20 protein-coding genes are annotated in these 20,593 nt (G+C 33.0%); 13 read left to right on the top strand and 7 right to left on the bottom strand.

Annotated elements, in window-relative coordinates; all coding sequences use genetic code 11:
- The first annotated feature begins 171 nt into the window (after positions 1 to 171).
- The 5 genes from aroB to recQ all read left to right on the top strand — a co-directional run bounded on the left by aroB (position 172) and on the right by recQ (position 6,641).
- The gene (gene aroB, locus B0A64_RS22405) at positions 172 to 1,239 is read left to right on the top strand and encodes a 3-dehydroquinate synthase (RefSeq protein ID WP_089481735.1); all 1,068 of its coding nucleotides are present in this window, start codon (positions 172 to 174) and stop codon (positions 1,237 to 1,239) included.
- 297 nt (positions 1,240 to 1,536) lie between these two features.
- Positions 1,537 to 2,940, top strand: coding sequence for a type III PLP-dependent enzyme domain-containing protein (locus B0A64_RS22400; protein WP_089481697.1), 1,404 nt, complete (start codon positions 1,537 to 1,539; stop codon positions 2,938 to 2,940).
- Positions 2,941 to 3,047: 107 nt separating this feature from the next.
- Complete coding sequence (locus B0A64_RS22395) at positions 3,048 to 4,016, top strand: deoxyhypusine synthase family protein (RefSeq protein WP_065450200.1); 969 nt, start codon at positions 3,048 to 3,050, stop codon at positions 4,014 to 4,016.
- A 7-nt stretch (positions 4,017 to 4,023) separates the two neighbouring features.
- Positions 4,024 to 4,389, top strand: coding sequence for a DNA primase (locus tag B0A64_RS22390; protein WP_089481696.1), 366 nt, complete (start codon positions 4,024 to 4,026; stop codon positions 4,387 to 4,389).
- A 143-nt stretch (positions 4,390 to 4,532) separates the two neighbouring features.
- Complete coding sequence (gene recQ, locus B0A64_RS22385) at positions 4,533 to 6,641, top strand: DNA helicase RecQ (protein WP_089481695.1); 2,109 nt, start codon at positions 4,533 to 4,535, stop codon at positions 6,639 to 6,641.
- A gap of 267 nt (positions 6,642 to 6,908) precedes the next feature.
- Here the strand turns inward: recQ and B0A64_RS22380 are convergent, their stop codons facing one another.
- The 4 genes from B0A64_RS22380 to B0A64_RS22365 form a co-directional block, all read right to left on the bottom strand.
- On the bottom strand, positions 6,909 to 7,424 hold the full coding sequence (locus tag B0A64_RS22380) for a DinB family protein (RefSeq protein WP_089481694.1): 516 nt from the start codon (positions 7,422 to 7,424) through the stop codon (positions 6,909 to 6,911).
- Positions 7,425 to 7,449: 25 nt separating this feature from the next.
- Positions 7,450 to 10,035: a phosphoenolpyruvate carboxylase gene (locus tag B0A64_RS22375; protein WP_089481693.1), complete on the bottom strand. Its 2,586-nt coding sequence runs from the start codon at positions 10,033 to 10,035 to the stop codon at positions 7,450 to 7,452.
- Positions 10,036 to 10,124: 89 nt separating this feature from the next.
- A complete protein-coding gene (locus B0A64_RS22370) occupies positions 10,125 to 10,604 on the bottom strand; it encodes an Lrp/AsnC family transcriptional regulator (protein WP_007805990.1) in 480 nt (159 codons plus the stop codon).
- 77 nt (positions 10,605 to 10,681) lie between these two features.
- The gene (locus B0A64_RS22365; protein WP_089481692.1) at positions 10,682 to 11,836 is read right to left on the bottom strand and encodes a M14 family metallopeptidase; all 1,155 of its coding nucleotides are present in this window, start codon (positions 11,834 to 11,836) and stop codon (positions 10,682 to 10,684) included.
- Positions 11,837 to 12,148: 312 nt separating this feature from the next.
- Between B0A64_RS22365 and B0A64_RS22360 the strand changes: the two genes are divergently transcribed.
- On the top strand, positions 12,149 to 12,601 hold the full coding sequence (locus B0A64_RS22360; protein ID WP_089481691.1) for a helix-turn-helix domain-containing protein: 453 nt from the start codon (positions 12,149 to 12,151) through the stop codon (positions 12,599 to 12,601).
- Positions 12,602 to 12,684: 83 nt separating this feature from the next.
- Here B0A64_RS22360 and B0A64_RS22355 read toward each other — a convergent pair whose 3' ends face one another.
- A complete protein-coding gene (locus tag B0A64_RS22355) occupies positions 12,685 to 13,236 on the bottom strand; it encodes a 1-acyl-sn-glycerol-3-phosphate acyltransferase (RefSeq protein ID WP_089481690.1) in 552 nt (183 codons plus the stop codon).
- A 66-nt stretch (positions 13,237 to 13,302) separates the two neighbouring features.
- On the opposite strand from B0A64_RS22355, the gene B0A64_RS22350 reads away from it, so the two are divergent.
- From B0A64_RS22350 to B0A64_RS22330, 5 genes are read left to right on the top strand one after another with little or no spacing between them, the layout of a single operon-like run.
- Positions 13,303 to 13,968, top strand: coding sequence for a spermidine synthase (locus tag B0A64_RS22350; RefSeq protein ID WP_089481689.1), 666 nt, complete (start codon positions 13,303 to 13,305; stop codon positions 13,966 to 13,968).
- 12 nt (positions 13,969 to 13,980) lie between these two features.
- Complete coding sequence (locus tag B0A64_RS22345; RefSeq protein ID WP_089481688.1) at positions 13,981 to 14,658, top strand: peptidoglycan DD-metalloendopeptidase family protein; 678 nt, start codon at positions 13,981 to 13,983, stop codon at positions 14,656 to 14,658.
- Between the two features lie 6 nt (positions 14,659 to 14,664).
- The gene (locus tag B0A64_RS22340) at positions 14,665 to 15,141 is read left to right on the top strand and encodes a hypothetical protein (protein ID WP_089481687.1); all 477 of its coding nucleotides are present in this window, start codon (positions 14,665 to 14,667) and stop codon (positions 15,139 to 15,141) included.
- Positions 15,142 to 15,150: 9 nt separating this feature from the next.
- Entirely contained in the window at positions 15,151 to 15,675 is a 525-nt protein-coding gene (locus tag B0A64_RS22335; protein WP_089481686.1) for a hypothetical protein, read from the top strand.
- 52 nt (positions 15,676 to 15,727) lie between these two features.
- Positions 15,728 to 16,198 carry a nuclear transport factor 2 family protein gene (locus tag B0A64_RS22330; protein WP_089481685.1) on the top strand — a complete coding sequence of 157 codons (471 nt, stop codon included), beginning with the start codon at positions 15,728 to 15,730 and terminating at the stop codon, positions 16,196 to 16,198.
- 151 nt (positions 16,199 to 16,349) lie between these two features.
- Here B0A64_RS22330 and B0A64_RS22325 read toward each other — a convergent pair whose 3' ends face one another.
- Positions 16,350 to 17,837, bottom strand: coding sequence for an aminotransferase class V-fold PLP-dependent enzyme (locus B0A64_RS22325; RefSeq protein WP_089481684.1), 1,488 nt, complete (start codon positions 17,835 to 17,837; stop codon positions 16,350 to 16,352).
- Positions 17,838 to 18,018: 181 nt separating this feature from the next.
- Between B0A64_RS22325 and msrA the strand changes: the two genes are divergently transcribed.
- Positions 18,019 to 18,552: a peptide-methionine (S)-S-oxide reductase MsrA gene (msrA, locus tag B0A64_RS22320; protein WP_089481683.1), complete on the top strand. Its 534-nt coding sequence runs from the start codon at positions 18,019 to 18,021 to the stop codon at positions 18,550 to 18,552.
- A 124-nt stretch (positions 18,553 to 18,676) separates the two neighbouring features.
- Positions 18,677 to 20,245, top strand: a complete 1,569-nt coding sequence (locus B0A64_RS22315; RefSeq protein WP_089481682.1) for a protein adenylyltransferase SelO — start codon at positions 18,677 to 18,679, stop codon at positions 20,243 to 20,245.
- 102 nt (positions 20,246 to 20,347) lie between these two features.
- Here the strand turns inward: B0A64_RS22315 and B0A64_RS22310 are convergent.
- Positions 20,348 to 20,593: NAD(P)-binding domain-containing protein (locus B0A64_RS22310; protein WP_165769863.1), on the bottom strand; the 246-nt coding region annotated here is incomplete at its 5' end.

Genomic DNA, 20,593 nt, shown 5'->3' with positions numbered 1-20,593 from the left:
TAAATGAATAAGTAAGACTTTACTTCGATATGAAAATTTAGGATCAAAAAAATAAAATAAATACCCAAAACGTTAATTAGAATCATTCGTTTTAAAACAAATTAGAGCAAAAGTTTGAATATTATTTCCTTAAAAATGCCTTATTTTGCGGTTTCAATTAACTACAGAAATATGCAATCAATTCAAGCTAATAATTATCTCGTTCATTTCAACCAAAATGCATACGAAGCCCTAAATAATCATTTAAAAGAAAATAAATACTCTAATTTGTTTATTATAGTTGATAATGAGACAAATGAACATTGCTTGCCTAAGTTTTTGCCCTTACTTGAAACGGATTTAACCATTGAAATAATTGAATTTGAAGCCGGAGAAATCAATAAAAATATAGAAACCTGTATCGAAATCTGGAAAGTACTTACCGAACTTGGTGCTGATAGAAAATCGCTTGTTATTAATCTGGGTGGTGGTGTTGTGACTGATTTAGGCGGATTTGTAGCTTCGACTTTCAAACGCGGCGTTGATTTTATAAACATTCCAACAACCTTATTATCTATGGTAGATGCTTCTGTTGGAGGAAAAACAGGGGTAGATTTAGGAAATCTTAAAAACCAGATAGGCGTTATTAACGTACCTCAAATGGTATTAATTGACACTGATTATCTTGAAACTTTGCCACAAAGCGAGATGCGTTCCGGTCTTGCCGAAATGCTAAAACATGGCCTGATCTATGATGCTGCATACTGGAAACAGTTTTTAGACCTGAAAGCCATTGATTTTGCTGATTTTGATGCCTTAATTTATCGTTCTGTAGAAATTAAAAATGATATTGTAATTCAGGATCCAACAGAAAAAAATATTCGTAAAGCATTAAATTTTGGACATACTCTGGGACACGCCATCGAAAGCTACTTTCTGGAAAGTGAAACTAAAACAACATTATTGCACGGAGAAGCAATTGCAATTGGAATGATTTTAGAAAGTTATATCTCTTTGCATAAAAACTTAATTAACGAGGCAGAATATGCTCAAATTAAGACCGCAATAAAAGGAATTTATGATGATGTTAAAATCGATGAAAATGACATCGATCCGATCTTAGAATTGTTAATTCACGACAAAAAAAATGAATACGGTTTAATTCAATTTGCCTTAATTGAAGGAATAGGGAAAATAAAAATTAATCAATCCGTTGAAAATAAATTGATTCTAGACGCGTTTCAAGATTATAAATCTTAAACTTTTTTTAATAAAAAGCTTTGCTTTAGGTATATATTATTTTTTACATTTGCCACGATGAAAACAAACAATAAACAAAGACAATTTAGTTCTTACAGAAATCGGCTCAATAGTTCCTTACTAAGGATGTTGAATCGTTTTTATGCTAGTAAAAGTCCGTTTAATTGTGATGTTTTTTTATACTCAAAAGCAGAACACGAAAAACTGCAAATTGTATTTGCGAATATTAGGGTTTGAATTTTAGGTTTAGTACCGTTTCCTAAATTAAAAATTACAATCTTAAATATCGAAAACTAAATGAATACAAAATATTCTGACTTAATAAATCAAACATACTACTTTCCTCAAACGGAATTTAAATTAAACAAAGACAACTTACAATTTCATAATATCGATTTGATGAAATTGGTTGAACAATACGGTACGCCACTAAAATTTACTTATTTACCTCAGATTTCCGAAAACATTAATAAGGCTAAAGCCTGGTTTAGAAAGTCGATGGAAAAGAATAAGTATGATGCAAAATACTATTATTGCTATTGTACAAAAAGCTCTCATTTTGAATATATTATGAATGAAGCTTTCAAGAATAACATTCACATAGAAACATCATCAGCTTTTGACGTTAATATCGTAGAGAATTTACTTGAAAATGGTAAAATCAACAAAAGTACTTATGTTATTTGCAACGGTTTTAAAAGAGACGAATACATTACTAATATCGCACGATTAATCAATAGCGGACATAAAAACACCATTCCGATTATTGATAATTATGAAGAACTTGATTTGCTTCAGGCTGAAATTAAAGGGAAATTTAAAATCGGGATTCGTATTGCCGCCGAAGAAGAACCTAAATTTGAGTTTTATACTTCAAGATTAGGTATTGGATATAAAAACATTGTTTCGTTTTATAAAAAACAAATTCAGGAAAATGATAGATTAGAGCTTAAAATGCTTCACTTTTTTATCAATACCGGAATAAACGATACTTCTTATTACTGGAATGAGTTAGTAAAATGTATAAAAGTATATATTGCACTAAAAAAGGAATGCCCTACCCTTGACGGATTAAACATTGGAGGAGGTTTCCCGATCAAAAACTCTCTTGCATTCGAATATGATTACCAATATATGATTGATGAAATTATCAATCAGATCAAAATAGCATGCGATGAAGCCGAAGTTGATGTTCCTAATATCTTTACAGAATTTGGATCATTTACAGTAGGTGAAAGCGGTGGCGCAATCTATCAGATTTTGTACCAAAAACAACAAAATGACAGAGAAAAATGGAATATGATTGATTCTTCTTTCATTACCACTTTGCCGGATACCTGGGCTATAAATAAACGTTTTATTATGCTGGCAGTAAACCGCTGGAATGATACTTACGAGCGGGTTTTATTAGGAGGTTTGACTTGTGATAGTGACGATTATTACAATTCAGAGCAAAATATGAACGCTATTTATTTGCCTAAATACAGCAAAGAAAAGCCACTCTATATTGGTTTCTTTAATACTGGTGCGTATCAGGAAACTATTGGAGGTTACGGTGGTTTGCACCACTGTTTGATTCCGCAGCCTAAACATATTTTAATAGATCGTGACGAAAACGGGATTCTAGCGACCGAAGTTTTCTCAGAACAACAAACTTCTGACGATGTATTAAAGATTTTAGGATATACTAAAAAAGTATAAAAAAAAACCTGCAAAATAAAAGTTAATAAATATAAAATTATTAATTTGCAGTATCATCCAAAAGGTTAAACTTTTAATTCAAAAAAAAACAAAAAAACAAAAACAAAATGAAAGGACCAATCAGTCAGTTTATTGAAAAACATTATTTACACTTTAACTCTGCTTCTTTGGTTGATGCTGCAAAAGCATACGAACAACAATTGGCAAATGGTGCTAAAATGATGGTTAGTATGGCTGGCGCTATGAGTACAGCAGAAATTGGTAAAATTTTTGCCGAAATAATCAGACAAGATAAAGTACAAATTATTTCATGTACTGGAGCCAATCTAGAAGAAGATATCATGAACCTGGTAGCACACTCTCATTACGAAAGAGTCCCTAACTACCGTGATTTGACACCAGAAGACGAATGGGCTTTGCTTGAAAGAGGATTAAACCGTGTTACAGACACTTGTATTCCTGAGCATGAAGCATTCCGTCGTTTGCAAAAACATATTTACAAAATCTGGAAAGATGCTGATGACAAAGGTGAGCGTTATTTTCCGCATGAATTTATGTATAAAATGTTGCTATCCGGCGTTTTAGAAGAATATTATGAAATAGATTTAAAAGATAGCTGGATGTATGCCGCTGCTGAGAAAAACTTGCCTATTATTGTACCGGGATGGGAAGATAGTACAATGGGAAATATCTTTGCTTCGTACGTAATCAAAGGAGATTTAAAAGCTTCTACCATGAAGTCAGGAATCGAATATATGGTTTTCCTTTCAGACTGGTATCCTAAAAATAGCACTAACGGAATTGGATTTTTTCAAATTGGTGGTGGTATTGCAGGAGATTTCCCTATTTGTGTGGTGCCAATGTTGTACCAGGATATGGAAATGCATGATATTCCGTTTTGGAGTTATTTTTGCCAGATTTCAGATTCAACAACTAGTTACGGATCTTATTCCGGAGCTGTTCCAAACGAGAAAATCACTTGGGGTAAATTAGATATTAAAACCCCTAAATTTATTATTGAGTCGGATGCGACAATTGTTGCTCCGTTAATTTTTGCTTACTTATTAGATTTATAGGATATTTATGAAAAGAGTTATAGTAGACTACGCTAAACTTACCAATGAAATTTTGAACCTTTTGGTAGAGAAATTTCCTGATGGTTATGATGATTCGGATGTAATCCGTTTTAGAAATGCTAAAAACGAATTGATCGAAGCTGTTGAAGTTCGTACTGAAGACACTATTTATTTAGTAAAAATTAGTACTAAACTTGCTGACAGAATCGAAAATTACGATGAAGACGATGATATCGACGTAGATGTTGATACAATCGAACCGGTAAAAGGTCTTGATCTTGATGATGATATTGATGATGACGATGACGATGATAATCTGGACAAACCGGATGTTGATGGTGGTGACGATGACGATGAAGATGATGAAGATTAATTCATCTCTTTCAAAATAAACTAAAGGAACTCTATTCGGGTTCCTTTTTTTATGAACTACACAAACATTATTTTTAAATATAAGAAAAATACTATATTTTAATTCTTTTTGATCTATATTTAAGGTTCTAAAAATATCATGCCATGACTTCAGAAATTTTACATGCCAAACTAAAAGAAAATTTCGGATTCGAAAAATTCAGACCCAATCAGGAAACCATTATCAATACGATTTTGTCAGGTCAGGATACCTTAGCCATTATGCCTACAGGTGGCGGAAAATCAATATGTTTTCAATTGCCTGCTTTGGTTTTACCCGGAATAACAATTGTTATTTCGCCATTAATTGCTTTGATGAAAGATCAGGTCGATAGCCTGAAAACCAACGGAATTAATGCTTGTTATATCAATAGCAGTCAATCCAGCGAAGAACAACAATTTTATATCGACAATTTAAAATCAAATAAATTCAAGCTTGTTTATATAGCTCCCGAGAGTTTATCCTATTTAGATGTCGTTTTTAATGAACTGACAATCAGTTTGATTGCGATAGACGAAGCACATTGTATTTCGTCATGGGGACATGATTTTCGTCCGGCATATACCAATTTGGGATATTTAAAAAGCCGCTTCCCTTCTACTCCGGTTCTTGCTTTGACCGCAACTGCCGATAAAGCAACCCGAACCGACATCACAAAACAATTGAAGTTAAGAAATCCTAAAACTTTTGTAGCTTCATTTGATCGAAAAAATCTTAGTCTGGAAGTTCGTCCGGCATTAGACCGTGTCAAGCAAATTATAGATTTTGTAGACAATAAACCCAATGAATCAGGAATTATTTATTGTCTGAGCAGAAAAACAACAGAAGAATTGGCACTCAAATTGCAAAAAAATGGTGTAAAAGCCAAAGCATATCACGCAGGTTTAGAAAATAAACTTCGTGCAAAAACACAGGACGAATTTATAAACGATGATTGTCAGGTGGTTTGTGCAACCATTGCTTTTGGAATGGGAATTGACAAATCAAACGTGCGCTGGGTAATTCATTATAATTTGCCTAAAAATATCGAGGGCTATTATCAGGAAATTGGCCGTGCCGGTCGTGACGGATTACCTGCCGAAACGGTTTTGTTTGAGAGTTATGCCGATGTGATACAGCTGCAAAAATTTGCATCAGAAGGATTGAATTCAGATGTCCAGCTGGCAAAATTAGAAAGAATGAAACAATATGCCGATGCATTGAGTTGCAGGCGAAAAATTCTGCTTTCCTACTTTGGAGAACTCGTAAAAGAGAATTGCGGTAATTGCGATATTTGCAAAAATCCTCCAACATTTTTCGATGGTACGATTCTCGCGCAAAAAGCATTGTCTGCTATTAGTCGTTTGCAGGAATCTGAGCCATTGGCAGTAATTGTAGATTTTTTAAGAGGCTCGAGAAACGCGTATATCTACGAAAAAAATTATCAAAGCTTAAAAACGTACGGAATTAGCACTGACATTTCATGGTATGATTGGAACCAGTACTTAATCCAGCTAATAAATTTAGGATATTGCGAAATTGCCTTTCATCAGCACAACAAAATATTACTGACTCCTTTTGCAAAAAAAGTTTTGTTTGATGGCGAAAAAGTTCAATTGACAACCGTTGTTAAAAAAGTAACAGATAAAAACGAAATCCAGGAAGCAAAAACTAAAACTACCAAAATTACTCTTTTTGAAATCCTGCGCAAATTGCGTTACGAAATTACTCAGGACGAAGAAGTTCCGGCTTATGTAATTTTTAGTGATGCAGCACTAAGACAAATGGAAACTTTGCGCCCAATGAGCGACGAAGAATTTCTTGCTATCGACGGTGTTGGTAAAGCAAAACTCGAAAAATACGGTCAGGAATTTATAGATGCAATTGTTTATTTTGAAAATGCAAAAAAAACGAAAGCGAAGTCCAAAAAAGAAGGCAGTACTTATAAGACAACATTAGAAATGTTTCAAAATGGCAATACTGTCGAAGAAATTTCCGGAAAACGAAAGCTCGGACAAACCACTATTGTTTCGCATTTAGCGAAATTGTATATTGATGGTCATGATATTAATTTAAGCCAATTCGTTTCTGATGATGATGTTAAATCCCTTCACAAGGCACAAATAGAATTAGAATATCCAACAGCTCTAAAACCTTATTATGATTATTTTGAAGAAAAAATGTCTTATGATAAGATAAGGTTTGGTCTTGCTATTGTTGAAAGGAATAAGTAATGTCATTGCGAGAGACGAGAAATCTTCGCAAGTAACTCCGTAAAGAAAAGTGCTAATCTTTGTCGAGCTTTTTACGAAGATTTACTTCTTCTGTTCGCTACCGCTCGAGTCTCGTCTCTCGAAATGACAGACTTTAAGAGAATCCTTGTAAAACTGACAAACTTGACAGGTTTTAAAAACGAGTCAAGTTTACTAAACAAAAAATCCTAAATTCTAATTCCAAAGGTTTGGTAGAATTTAGGATTTTTTTATTTTAAAAAGGAAAACTTATAAATATCTTTCTTCAAAAACTTTTTGATGATGCTTTTGATGTCCAATGATTACAAAACCTAAAGCTCCGGCAGAAATTTCAAATGTCGAAGCTACTCCTGTTCTCTTAAGTTGTTCCTGGGATAAGCTTTTATAAAATAATAAAGTCGAATGTCTTAAGGCTGAATATTCTGTTAGTAAATCCTGAATACTTCTGCCATTTGCATTTGTATTGTCTACATAATCATTTTCTTCAAATCCTGGCAATGGAGTTTTATCATTTCTCGAGAAACGCAAAGCCCTATAGGCAAAAATACGCTCACAATCTATCAAATGCTGAATGATATCTTTGATTGTCCATTTCCCTTCGGCATAACGATAATCAAATTTATCTAACGGAATGTTTTGTACAAACCTTATAAAATCATGAAGCGAAATTTCTAATTCTTCGATCAGATTCCCTTCTCCGGCTTCGCGAACATAATTGGCAAAAGGCCCGGAATATTCTGTTTCTAATAATTGACTTGAATTCATATTTCAGTAGTTGTTAAAATCTTAATTAAGCTGAGTTTCTACTTGCATTCGTGTTTCCGAAAAGTGATCTCGTTACGATTTTTTCGTATACTTTTATCAACTCTTCATTACCATTATTTTCTTTATTCAATTCGTTTATTTTTAGTAATGCATATTGTTGTATTGTTAACAATGGCAATACAATACGTTCTCTTACCTGAATTGATGCTATACCATCAGGATAATTTTCCATCAGGGTTTTATGACCTGCTATTTTCAACAAAAGACGTTTTGTTTCTGAAAACTCATCGTAAATAATTTGCCAGAATTCGCCAAACTCTGCATCATTTCTCATATAAGCCGTCAACGGTAAAAATGATTTCGCCAATGACATCATACTATTTTCCAAAAGCGTTTTAAAGAATAAAGAGTTGTGATATAAATCCTGAACTTTGTCCCATTGCCCACTTTCTTCAAAATATTTTAAAGCAGATCCTACACCAAAAAATCCGGGAACATTCTGTTTCAGTTGACTCCATGAACCCACGAAAGGAATTGCTCTTAAATCTGCAAAATCTAAGGATTCAGATTTACTGCGTTTAGACGGACGACTTCCAATATTAGTTTTAGAATAGTATTTTAACGTACTCATTTTTTCTAAATAAGGAATAAACTTCGGATGATTTTTAAAACTTAAGTACTTATCATATCCTAAACCGGCTAATTGCGTTAAAATCTGAGTTTCTTCGTCACTCAATTCATTTTTTCCTTTGCTAAATACCTGATTCGTAACACCGGCACTTAATAAGTTTTCGATATTATAACGGCAAGAATCTAAAGTTCCAAAATTAGAACTAATCGTTTGTCCCTGAACCGTAATCTGAATTTCGTTATTTTCAATTTTAGGACCTAAAGAAGCATAAAATTTATGTGTTTTTCCACCACCACGAGCCGGAGGTCCACCGCGACCATCAAAGAAAATAGCTTTAATGCCGTATTTTCTCGAGATTTCTGTCAAAGCAATTTTTGCCTGATAAATACTCCAGTTCGCCATCAAATAACCACCATCTTTAGTCCCGTCAGAGAAACCTAACATGATCGTTTGCTTATTTCCTCTTGCTTGCAGGTGTTTCGAATATTCCGGATTCGTATACAATTGCTCCATAATTTGATGTGCATTTTGCAAATCATCTACAGACTCAAAAAGCGGAATTATATCAACAGTTGGATTCTCCCAATTGTTTAATCTTATCATCGCAAAAGTCTCCATTACATTTAGTGCGCTTTCGTTATTACTAATAATATAACGATTTGCTCCAAATTCGCCATTAGCTTCCTGAATGGTTTTTATAGCCTGAACTGATTCTAAAGTAGATTTTGTTATTTCATCCTCAAAGTGAGCCGGATTTAAATCTCCTTTGACTTTAGATAAAACCACTAATTTTTCTCCCTCCGATAATTCAAAATAATTTTTTGGGAATATATTCGAACCTGAATTCAAATAGTAATTGACAACATCTTTGAATACAACATTATGAATTTTGCTGTTTTGACGAATATCTAATGTAGCAAAATGAAAACCAAAAAGGTTTATTTTAACCAGGAAAGCTTCTAATTCATCTAAATATAAAGACTGATGTTTTTCGATAATTATATCTCGAATCAAATTCAACTGTGTCAGTAATTCGTCTAAAGTAATGTAAATTTCTCCTTTAGAATAAAACACGGAACGATAAAGTTTATGTTCAAGTTCTGTAACCAAAGTATCTACTCCTGAGAATGTTAACTTTCGTTTTAGATTTCTCATTTCGACATAATAACACTTTAAAATCGAAGTACGCAAACGGTCTGCAACTTTCAAAGTTATTTCTGTAGTTACAAAAGGATTTCCATCACGATCTCCTCCCGGCCAGAATCCAAGTTTGATTAATTGATTTTGAATGGCAGTTCCCTGAAGAATATTTTTTTGTAAATAATGAACAATTTCTCCGGATGTAGCATAAAACACATTTTCCAGATACCAGATCAAACTAACCGCTTCATCATAAGGATTGGGTTTTTCGTTCTGGATAAAAGGTGTTTTTCCTAATTGTGCCAAAAGCTGTTTTATTTGTAATAAATCGTTTGAACGAATTGCATCCGTCAAATCATTTATAATTCCTAAAACAGGACCTGGATAAAATTGAGTTGGATGCGCAGTTAAAACTGTTCTAACATTAAAATTTTCTAAGAATTCGATCAATTCATCATCTTTTTCCTTAGCATCTGATTTCTCTTTAATATCTCGCAAAGATCCGCGTCCTTCCATATTATTAACTTCAGGAAAAGCCGCATCTTCTATTGCATCAAATAATACAATCTGACGTTCGATATATTGAATAAATCGAAACATTAAATCGATTTTCTCCGTTTCAGAAGCATTGTTTAAATACCTGTTCGAGAAAAAATCAAAAATTTCTTTTGGTGTTTCTTGTTTTTTAAATCCTGTTTCGCAAGTCTCTGTAAATAAAGGTAGTAAAACACCTGTATTATCTATAGAATCAAAAGGCAGGGTTATAAATACACTATTATAAATGTGGTATTTTGAGAGAACATCTTGATTAAAACGTTCTATTTTAGGCAACGTGTACATAATCTGTTGTAGTTGGTTGGTTAATTAGTCATAAAAAAACCCCAAGAATAAACTTGAGGTTATATTTTAATATAGCATTCAAGAAAGTATTACATATTTTTAAAAATAGTATGCATCAAACGCTTCTTATCGTTTATACTTTCTTCTAATGAAATCATAGTTTCTGTTCTGTAAACACCTTCGATATCATCAATCATGAAGATAACTTCTTTTGCGTGTTTAGTATCTTTTGCTCTAATTTTGCAAAAAATATTGAATTTACCTGTCGTTACAGAAGCTACTGTTACGAACGGAATTTGATTGATTCGCTCTAATACAAATTTGGTTTGAGACGTATTATTAAGGAACACCCCTACGTAAGCAATAAATGAATACCCTAATTTATCGTAATCCAAAGCTAATGAAGAACCCATTATTATCCCTGCGTCTTCCATTTTCTTAACCCTAACATGCACTGTACCAGCAGATATCAATAGTTTTTTTGCAATGTCAGTAAACGGAACTCTCGTATTGTCTATTAACATATCTAAAATCTGGTGATCTACTTCATCTAAACGAAATTTACTCATAATTCTTTAATTAATATTACTAATTGCTATTACAAAGTATAAAAATATATATAAAAAACAACAAATTCACATAAAAATTAACTTTTTATCAATCCGTTAACAAATTTAACATTTTTATTTAAATAAAAATCTGCTTTTTGATTCAATTTCGGAAAACCACTAAAGTCATCAGAATAAATTGCTTCTTTTGCATCATATTCAAAATGTCCAAAATAATTTTCCAATTCGCCCACTTCAACTATATAAGCGTTAAAATGAATCTTATTTTCAATCAATTCTTCTTTGTATTGTGCGACAAAATTCGTAATAATTTCGATACCATCATAATTTATTTTGATATTTTTATACATAAAATCATAAAAAACGACTTTATTTTGTGAAATATTCAAATAATCATTAATTCTATTATCAACTAAATCGTTTTCGCAAATCAGTTCGAAACTTGAAAAAAGTGAGAAAAATAGGAGCTTTCGGGTGATTTCGCGGTCATAATCATTGGCAAAATGACCTGCTTCGAACAAAATTGTAGGCACTCCTAAAAACTGAAATGTATCTCCTATACAATTGATATTAAACGAATCATCAAAACGACCAACTTGTCCCGGAATGTATTTTTGCAAGACATCATTGATGCCCGCAATAACATTTATAGCTTTTAATCGGTTCTCATTTACCTCTCTTTCTTCATTGTAAGAAGGTGCTAAAAATGAAACAGTTGCGGGTTTACCGGTTGTTCCTGCACCAAAAATAGTACGCTGATCATGAAGATTAAAACAAAAATGAGGTTTAAAAGATTCAAAAACAGATCTCAATACCTTGCTTTCTGGCTGAGTAAGATTTTGAGAGTCTCTGTTTAAGTCTACTTTATTGGCATTTTCTCGGGTATATAACTTAGCTCCATCGGGATTTAAAATCGGAATCGCCAAAAAAGTAAATGTTTTAAGCATTTTCTCAGCATACTCAGATCCGCTGTTTAAGACATTAATATAATCAAATAGTGCCTTAGTAGTAGTGCTTTCGTTTCCGTGCATTTGGGACCATAAATAAATACGGGTTGCTCCCGTCCCAATTTGATAACTATATATAGGTTTATCTAAAACAGATCTGCCAATTATTTGTACCTGATTATCCGTATTTAGTTTCTCTAATAAAGGTTCGATATGATCTAAAGTCAGGTAACGTCCCTGTATGGATTGTTCTTTGTATTGGGTAAATAATTCTTCTAAATTCATTGTGTTTTGATTAGTTTACAAAAGTAAACATCTTTATTTTTACAATTGTAAACAATTAAAAAAAGCTATAATTTATAATTGTAAACAGTATTTTGAAGTTTATTAAGACATTAGTAACCATCTGAGTTAACAAATGTTATTACTTTAAATAGAAAACACTAATATGCTACTTATTAAGTATTTATGATTTATTATATAAAGTAAGAGTTTGTTATAAACTATTTATAATTCATAATTTACAAGTGTAAAATAGGTTTATTAGCTTCTTTTAATTACATTTGTAAACAACCGATTAAATAACTATAATTTACAATGGTAAACATCGATGATTTTGTAAAACGTCTTGAAATTATATTGGATTATTATGCCTTAAACGCCTCTTCTTTTGCGGATCGAATTGGTGTTCAGCGTTCCAGTATGTCTCACCTCCTTTCTGGCAGAAACAAACCCAGCTTAGATTTTGTAATGAAAATTATGGAGGTTTTTCCAGATGTAGATCTATATTGGATCTTAAACGGAAAAGGAAGTTTTCCTAAAAATGAAGACGTAGTTATAGAAAAAGTAAAAACTCCTACTCCTACTTTAGTGAATGAGAATCTGGTTGCAGAAGATTTATTTTCTGAAACCTATTATAAAGAAACAGCAAAAGCAACAATCAAGACTTCTCCAGAAATTAAAAGTCAAATTTTAAATTCTGAAGAAAGTGAAATTGAGAAAATAGTTATTTTTTATAAAAACGGAACCTTTAAGGCTTATGTCCCGTAATTTGAAAAAATCGGATATTTGAAAAATTTTAAATTTTATTTTCTTTTAAGCGATTCTCGCGGAACTTAAAAATGATCCAAAATTTAGAGCTGAAATCCATTTTGAGGAATTTTGCCTAAAACACCTTCATAATGCTTTTTCAAAACCAACAAGTCAGTTTCATAATCTCCTGTAGGAAAAAATGGCTTACCTAAATTTACTTCTTTTTTGCCCCAGTCAAAAGCAACAGGAACAATGGGCACATTTGCTTTAAGGGCTATGTAGTAAAATCCACTCTTGATTTCGGTAACCCCGGTACGGGTTCCTTCCGGAGCAACAGCCAGACGAAAAACTTCTTTTCGCTCGAATATAGCCGCTATAGAGTCTACTTTGTTTAGTCCACCGGTGCGATCAATAGGCTCACCGCCTACACTTCTAAAGTAATAACCAAACGGAAATTTAAATAATTCCTTCTTTCCAACCCAGTTCATTTCCAGTCCGGAGATTCCTCTTGTAAAAATTCCTAAATAAAAATCATGATTACTTGTATGAGGCATCACCATCATCACACATTTTTTAACCTCCGCATTTTCAATTCCTACTATTTTCCAGCCCATTAGCTTAAAAAAGATGAATTTGTACAACTGTTTCTTCATTAAAATTTATTTTTTGTTGCAAAATAAAAGATTTAAAGTGGTAAATTTGAGTAAAAGCATTTAAAAATGATTCAAAAGTTATTCAGTTATATTATTCCAATAAAAATATTTAAGAAAAAATCAGAGAGAAGTAAAATTATCGAAGTAACATGGGCAAATGGCGAATTAGTGCTGGATTCTGAAAATACCAATTATTCATACGGAAGTTTGCAACGTATATTAAGGTACGGACTTCGAAATATAGGTTACGATACAATCCGTAATATGGATCATATTTTGGTATTGGGAGTTGCCGGCGGAAGTGTTATCAAAACACTGGTAGACGAAATCGAATATAAAGGAAAAATTACCGGTGTCGAAATTGATCCTGATATGATTCAGATCGCAAATCAGTATTTTAATCTCAATCAGATTAAACAACTGGAAATTGTTATTGATGATGCTTTTGAATTTGTTCTAAAAACAAAGAATAAATATGATCTTATTATCATTGATATATTTGAAGATATAAAAATGCCTAATTTTTTATTCGAAAGTTTTTTTAGCGGGCGTATTTGTTCTCTGTTAAAAAGTAATGGTTTTGTTTTGTTCAATACCATGATTTTGGATGAAGCGCATAATGTTCGAAATCGAAAATATATTTCTGAAATAAATTCTGAATTGTTTGCCTCAAAAATGCTGCCTCGTGTAGAAGTACATAACGAATTGATAATTATTGAAAAAGTCGCCTAAATTTTATATTTTATGAAACCTCTTGTCTCTATCCTAAAAGCCTTACCACCTACTAAAATTATTGATTCTGATATCGATTTTTCAAAATATATTACTTTAGATTTATCTGTAACCAATCAGGAATTGGTCGATAGTAAACCTGAAAATGCGGTAGAATTTGAAGCTTTCATTTCAGATTATTTAAAACGCAATAATGCCAGGGTTGCGTTTGGCGGGTATATAGAAGGTCGTACCTTATACCAAAGGAGTACTATTTTCAAAAACGAATCAATTCCGGAAAGAAACATACATATAGGTTTAGATTTATGGACAAAAGTCGATACAGCAGTTTTGGCGCCATTAGATGGAAAAGTTCACAGTTTTAGAAATAATGTGGGTTTAGGAGACTATGGACCAACAATTATTTTAGAGCATATTGTTCAAAATGAAATTTTTTATACTTTATACGGACATTTATCGTTAGAAAGTATAGAAAACCTAAGCGTTGGGACGTTTTTTAATAAAGGTGAAAAAATTGGAACTTTAGGAAACTCAGCTGTTAATGGTGATTATGCACCACATGTACATTTTCAGATTATAAAAAATATTGAAGAGTATTTTGGTGATTATCCCGGAGTTTGCAATACAAATGATTTGAACTTTTATATAGAAAATTGTCCTGACCCGAACTTATTATTAAAAATTACTTAAATAGTTATGAAGAAAGCAGGATTGATTATATGTTTGTTGTTGTTAATTGGATGTAAATCGAAAAACATCAGTAGAGATACTGAAGATTTGAAGATCAAGAAAATTTCTAGTGCAGAAATTAATGCTAATCAGCAACAAAAAGCTTACGAATTAGGAAAACGAGTTTTAGAAACTTGCAATACGTCTAAATTTAAACCTTTTAATGAAACCGAAGTCACTCCATCAGTGAGAGAAAATACGACCGAGGAACGATTGACCAAAACGTGTCAGAGGTTTAGACAATATTACGGAAGTTTTATAGACTTGAAACTAGATGGCGTTTACAAAACCAAACAAGAAGTTGTGTATCGCTATCACGCCTTGTACACAAAAAAAGTAGCCAATAAAGAATTGCGCATTTTTGTCAATGAGGATAATTTAATCTCAGCCATAAAATCAATGGATTGGGATGAAAAATTTGACGCAAAACTAACTGATCAATAAAGTAAAATTATGAATTTGAAAATGCCTCTTTTTATCGTACTGTTAATTTCAACATTTGCAAATGCTCAGGAAACAATGAGTATAAAGGATTCAAAGCCTTATCCCGCAACAGAAAACTATACTTTTATTTGCGAAAAATATGTTTACACCGGCGAAGCAAATGTTCAAATTGCAAAGACAGAAAAAGGAGGCGTTTTAAAATTGACAATCCAGACAACAAATGACAAAACCAGAATTTCGGGTGGTCTTTATGTCGATCTGGTAAACGGAGATGTTATTCCTTGTACAGATAAAAACAGTAACGAGAGTGTTGCAGGCAAGACATCTACTTATTATTATTTTACTCCAGCTGAAATGAACAAGCTAAAAAAGACTGATATTAAAGCCGTTAGGTTTATAGTAAAAGGAAACTCAAGTGCTTTTGGCGATCAAACAGGATATTTTACCGCCTCAAGCAAAACTTCATATTTTTCGACAGCTTTCGATAAATCAAAAAAAACATTTAATACTGCAGCAGCAATTAGTGCTTTATAAATAAATTATTTATCTAATAAATCTTATATTTATACTCTAATTTTATTTTCCTATGAATGCTAACGAAGCCTTAATTACAAAATTCTATACTGCTTTTGCAAATGCTGATGCTCAAACAATGAGCGAATGTTACCATCCAAAAATTCATTTTATCGATCCTGCATTTGGCTTACTAAAAGAAGATCAGGTTTCTAAAATGTGGCAAATGCTGATTTTAAAAAGCAAAGGCAATCTTAAAATTGAATTTTCGGAGATAAAAGCAGATGACTTTTCTGGTTCTGCAAAATGGGTTGCTACCTATAATTTTAGTAAAACCAATAGAAAGGTAATCAATAGAATTTCGGCTGAATTTGCTTTTCAGGACGGATTAATTATCAAACACACGGATAGTTTTGATGTTTGGAAATGGTCGAAACAAGCTTTTGGTCCTACAGGATATTTATTAGGATGGACTGGTTTTTTTCATAAAAAAATCCAGGAGCAAGCCTTATTGTCGCTTAGAAAATTTCAGGAAACCAAATAATTTTTTAAATTAATAGATACCAGCTCTGTCGGGAGCAAATCAAAAATTTATAATTTTCAGGAAATAACGATCGAAACTGTACAAGCTAAAAAACAAACCCTACAGATTTTTATAATTTGTAGGGTTTACTAATATCAACTTGATTCAATTCTTAAGACTTAAACCAGCCCGAAACCAGTTCATCTTCAAATGAATTTGCGTTTTTATGGATAAATTCGTTTGTGTTTTTATTATAAGAATAATCTAGAGCCCAGGTTTGGTGGTTTTGAGCCATATCTTTAATACTTTGACAAACAAAAGCAATTTCTGCATCTGTTGTAGTTGGGTGAATCGACATTCTAATCCATCCCGGTTTTTTTATCAAATCACCAATCGTGATTTCGTTTACCAGTTTATTCGAAGTTTCCTGATCTACGTGCAATAAAAAGTGCCCGTATGTTCCCGCGCAACTGCATCCTCCTCTAGTCTGGATTCCAAATTTATCATTCAGTAATTTAACCCCAAGATTAAAATGAAGATCTTCGATAAAAAAGGATATTACACCCAAACGATTTGTATGTTGTCCTGCTAAAATTTTAATATTTTCAACCGTACCCAATACATCAAAAACATAATCAACAATTTCATGCTCGCGTTGCAAAATGTTTTCAATTCCCATTTCTTCTTTTAGCTCAATTGCCAACGCCGTTTTTATAACCTGCAAAAAACCTGGAGTTCCGCCATCTTCACGATCCTCGATATTGTCTATATATTTATGTTCTCCCCAAGGATTTGTCCAGCTTACGGTTCCTCCGCCGGGACAATCAGGAATCATATTATGGTATAATTTTTTATTAAAGATCAAAACTCCGGAAGTTCCGGGTCCGCCTAAGAATTTATGCGGTGAGAAGAAAATAGCATCAAGATAAGCTTCCGGATCTTCAGGATGCATATCAATTTCTACATAAGGTCCTGAACAGGCAAAATCTACAAAACAAACTCCATGATGCTGGTGCATTAATTTTGCAGCTTCATGAAAAGGAGTTTTTAATCCTGTAACATTCGAACATGATGTTATAGAAGCAATTTTGATTGTTCTGTCTGCATATTTTTCTAATAATAAAGCTAAATTATCCAGGCAAAAAAGTCCTTTTTCGCAAGACGGAATAATTTCAACATCGGCAATTGTCTCTAACCATGAGGTTTGGTTAGAATGATGCTCCATGTGCGAAATAAAAACAATTGGTTTTTTTTCGGCAGGAACAGTAATAAAATCTTTTAGGTTTTCAGGGATTTTAAGCCCTAAAATACGTTGAAATTTATTGACAACACCAGTCATTCCCGTTCCATCAGTGATCAGGACATCATCATTACTTGCATTTGTATGACGTTTGATAATATTTCTGGCATGATGGTACGCTTTTGTCATGGCAGTACCTGACACGGTAGTTTCTGTATGAGTATTGGCTACAAAAGGTCCAAAATCATTAAGAAGTTTCTCCTCTATAGGGCGATATAATCTGCCGCTGGCAGTCCAATCTGTATAAATGATCTTTTTTTTGCCATACGGAGAAGTAAATTCCTGCTCGATACCAACAATATGTTGCCTAAAATCCTGAAAATATGTCTCTAATGTGATGGTACTATTTTTGCTGTTCATTGGTGTGCCTAAGTTTGATTGCAAATATATTGCTTTTTTATATAATTGCGAATTTATCAATTGCAAACTTCAAACATTCCATAACTGTTGTGTATCTTTAGTTAAACTATCATTTTTTTAATAATTTAGCATCATATTCTATCAGATTAATAGGGCAAGTAAACTTAAACAATACTATTTAATGAAAAATTTATCAGTAGCCACTTTTGGTGGTGGATGTTTTTGGTGTATTGAAGCTGTAATTCAGCGTTTAAAGGGAATAGAGTCTTTAAAATCAGGATTTTCAGGAGGTTTTATCAAAAATCCTCCGTATCGCGAAGTCTGCACCGGCAGAACCGGTCATGCCGAAGTGATACAAGTAACCTTCGATCCTGACATAATTTCATATCATGACCTTATTTATATATTTATGACAAGTCATGATCCTACGACCTTAAACCGTCAGGGAGCAGATGCAGGAACACAATATCGTTCTATTGTTTTGTATCATGATGCAGCACAAAAAGAAATTGCAGAGCAGGTTTTTGAAGAAGTAAAACCTTTTTATGATGATCCGATTGTAACGCAGTTAACTGCTTTTGAAGTGTTTTATAACGCCGAAGAAGACCATCAAAATTATTATAACAACAATCAGGATGCACGTTATTGCCAGATTGTAATCGATCCTAAAGTGCATAAATTGAAAAAAATGTATGCAGATAAACTAGTTGACTAAATAAAAGTTTTGCCACACACAAAAAGGATTAAAAAAGATTTTTTATGGTTTACTCTTAAATCTCACAGAGATTTTTAATCATCATTTTGATCTGTGTAATCTGTGGCAGATAAATACCACACAAATGAAAAATATAAAAATAAAAAACAGATTTACGGCTGAACTTCCCGCAGATGAGAATGAAGCAAATGAAACCCGTCAGGTTTCTAATGCGGTTTTCTCTTATGTAAATCCTACTGTACCCTCAAAACCTGCACTTATTCATGCTTCGAAAGAAGTTGCTGAATTGATTGGAATTTCGGTTAATGAAATTCAGTCGGAATCATTTTTGAATGTTTTTTCAGGAAAAGAGATTCTTCCTGAAACCCGTCCCTATGCCATGTGTTATGCAGGACATCAATTTGGCAATTGGGCTGGACAATTGGGCGATGGTCGCGCCATTAATTTAACAGAGCTGGAACATAATAATCAATCTTTTATGCTTCAGCTAAAAGGTGCCGGAAAAACACCTTACTCCAGAACTGCTGATGGTTTGGCTGTTTTACGTTCTTCGGTACGAGAATATTTATGTGCCGAGGCGATGTATCACTTAGGCGTTCCCACTACCCGATCGCTTTCTTTGATGTTATCCGGTGACCAGGTTTTACGTGATATTTTGTACAATGGTAATCCTGCTTACGAAAAAGGGGCTATTGTTGGTCGTGTAGCGCCATCGTTTATTCGTTTTGGAAGTTTCGAAATGCTTACGGCACGAAATGAACTCAAAAACTTAAAACAATTTGTAGAGTATACTATCAAGTACTACTTCCCGGAAATCAAAGGCGAACCAAAGGAGCAGTACTTGCAATTCTTTCAAACAGTTGCAGACAAAACTCGTGAAATGATTTTGCATTGGCAACGCGTTGGTTTTGTACACGGCGTTATGAACACTGATAATATGTCCGTGCATGGAATCACGATCGACTATGGTCCTTATGGGTGGTTAGAAAACTATGACCCAAACTGGACACCTAATACAACAGACAGCCAAAACAGAAGATACCGTTTTGGGAATCAACCCCAAATTGCACAGTGGAATTTGTACCAATTGGCAAATGCACTCTATCCTTTAATTAATGAAGCTGAACCTTTAGAAAAAATATTGGAATCGTTTATTACAGATTTTGATACGGACTATAAAGTAATGTTTTTAAGTAAATTAGGGGTCTTTACTTTAACTGAAAGTGACAATAAATTGATTGAAGCTTTAGAGACCGTTTTACAATTGTCTGAAACTGATATGACACTGTTTTTTAGAAATTTGAGTAAAATTCAAAAAACGGATTCGGCAGAAAAAGCAATAGCAAAAATTCAGGATTCTTTTTATATCCCTGAAGAAATTTCTGGTGCTATTTTGGATTCCTGGAAAAAATGGTTTACTGTTTACTTAGAAAGATTAGGTATTGAAAAACTCTCAGATCAAGATCGTTCTAAAAAGATGAATACCATAAATCCTAAATATGTGCTTCGCAATTATATGTCACAATTAGCAATTGATGCGGCAGATCAGGGAGATTACTCCTTGATTGACGAATTGTATACGCTGTTGCAAAAACCGTATGATGAACAACCGGAATATCAAAAATGGTTTGCAAAACGACCAGATTGGGCCCGATCTAAAGTGGGGTGTTCGATGCTTTCCTGTAGCTCATAAAAGTTTTTTTTGCCACTAATTTCACGAATTTTCGCTAATTTTTAATTTTAAATACGCTCAAAATTAATTTGTGTAAATTCGTAAAATTAGTGGCAACCTTTTTTACTTTGAAGTAATATAATCTACAATCATAGTAGCATGAATACGGGAATTCTCGATAAACCACTTATGCGTGTGCATCCCGCCACAAACGACTCCTGCCAAAAATAAGCCTTCAACATTGGTTTCCATAGTTTCCGGGTTATAAGTAGGTGTTTTTAGTTCATCATCAGACAATTCAATTCCCATTTTTTCTAAAAAAGTCAAATCTGGTTTATATCCCGTTAGGGCTACTACATGGGACAAAGA

Origin of the sequence: Flavobacterium araucananum, from assembly GCF_002222055.1 — a bacterium.
In the GTDB taxonomy this organism is placed as follows: domain Bacteria; phylum Bacteroidota; class Bacteroidia; order Flavobacteriales; family Flavobacteriaceae; genus Flavobacterium; species Flavobacterium araucananum.
Note: the sequence above shows the minus strand (reverse complement) of the source record. Positions and strands in the feature narration are given on the sequence as shown.

Bases quoted from the DNA above. Each gene is read 5' to 3' on its own strand.
- msrA (WP_089481683.1), top strand. From the start codon at position 18,019: ATGAAAAATTTATCAGTAGCCACTTTTGGTGGTGGATGTTTTTGGTGT.
- recQ (WP_089481695.1), top strand. From the start codon at position 4,533: ATGACTTCAGAAATTTTACATGCCAAACTAAAAGAAAATTTCGGATTC.
- B0A64_RS22365 (WP_089481692.1), bottom strand. From the start codon at position 11,836: ATGAATTTAGAAGAATTATTTACCCAATACAAAGAACAATCCATACAG.
- B0A64_RS22350 (WP_089481689.1), top strand. From the start codon at position 13,303: ATGATTCAAAAGTTATTCAGTTATATTATTCCAATAAAAATATTTAAG.
- B0A64_RS22370 (WP_007805990.1), bottom strand. From the start codon at position 10,604: ATGAGTAAATTTCGTTTAGATGAAGTAGATCACCAGATTTTAGATATG.
- B0A64_RS22330 (WP_089481685.1), top strand. From the start codon at position 15,728: ATGAATGCTAACGAAGCCTTAATTACAAAATTCTATACTGCTTTTGCA.
- B0A64_RS22395 (WP_065450200.1), top strand. From the start codon at position 3,048: ATGAAAGGACCAATCAGTCAGTTTATTGAAAAACATTATTTACACTTT.
- B0A64_RS22375 (WP_089481693.1), bottom strand. From the start codon at position 10,035: ATGTACACGTTGCCTAAAATAGAACGTTTTAATCAAGATGTTCTCTCA.
- B0A64_RS22355 (WP_089481690.1), bottom strand. From the start codon at position 13,236: ATGAAGAAACAGTTGTACAAATTCATCTTTTTTAAGCTAATGGGCTGG.
- B0A64_RS22315 (WP_089481682.1), top strand. From the start codon at position 18,677: ATGAAAAATATAAAAATAAAAAACAGATTTACGGCTGAACTTCCCGCA.
- B0A64_RS22360 (WP_089481691.1), top strand. From the start codon at position 12,149: ATGGTAAACATCGATGATTTTGTAAAACGTCTTGAAATTATATTGGAT.
- B0A64_RS22325 (WP_089481684.1), bottom strand. From the start codon at position 17,837: ATGAACAGCAAAAATAGTACCATCACATTAGAGACATATTTTCAGGAT.
- B0A64_RS22340 (WP_089481687.1), top strand. From the start codon at position 14,665: ATGAAGAAAGCAGGATTGATTATATGTTTGTTGTTGTTAATTGGATGT.
- B0A64_RS22400 (WP_089481697.1), top strand. From the start codon at position 1,537: ATGAATACAAAATATTCTGACTTAATAAATCAAACATACTACTTTCCT.
- B0A64_RS22335 (WP_089481686.1), top strand. From the start codon at position 15,151: ATGAATTTGAAAATGCCTCTTTTTATCGTACTGTTAATTTCAACATTT.
- aroB (WP_089481735.1), top strand. From the start codon at position 172: ATGCAATCAATTCAAGCTAATAATTATCTCGTTCATTTCAACCAAAAT.
- B0A64_RS22390 (WP_089481696.1), top strand. From the start codon at position 4,024: ATGAAAAGAGTTATAGTAGACTACGCTAAACTTACCAATGAAATTTTG.
- B0A64_RS22345 (WP_089481688.1), top strand. From the start codon at position 13,981: ATGAAACCTCTTGTCTCTATCCTAAAAGCCTTACCACCTACTAAAATT.
- B0A64_RS22380 (WP_089481694.1), bottom strand. From the start codon at position 7,424: ATGAATTCAAGTCAATTATTAGAAACAGAATATTCCGGGCCTTTTGCC.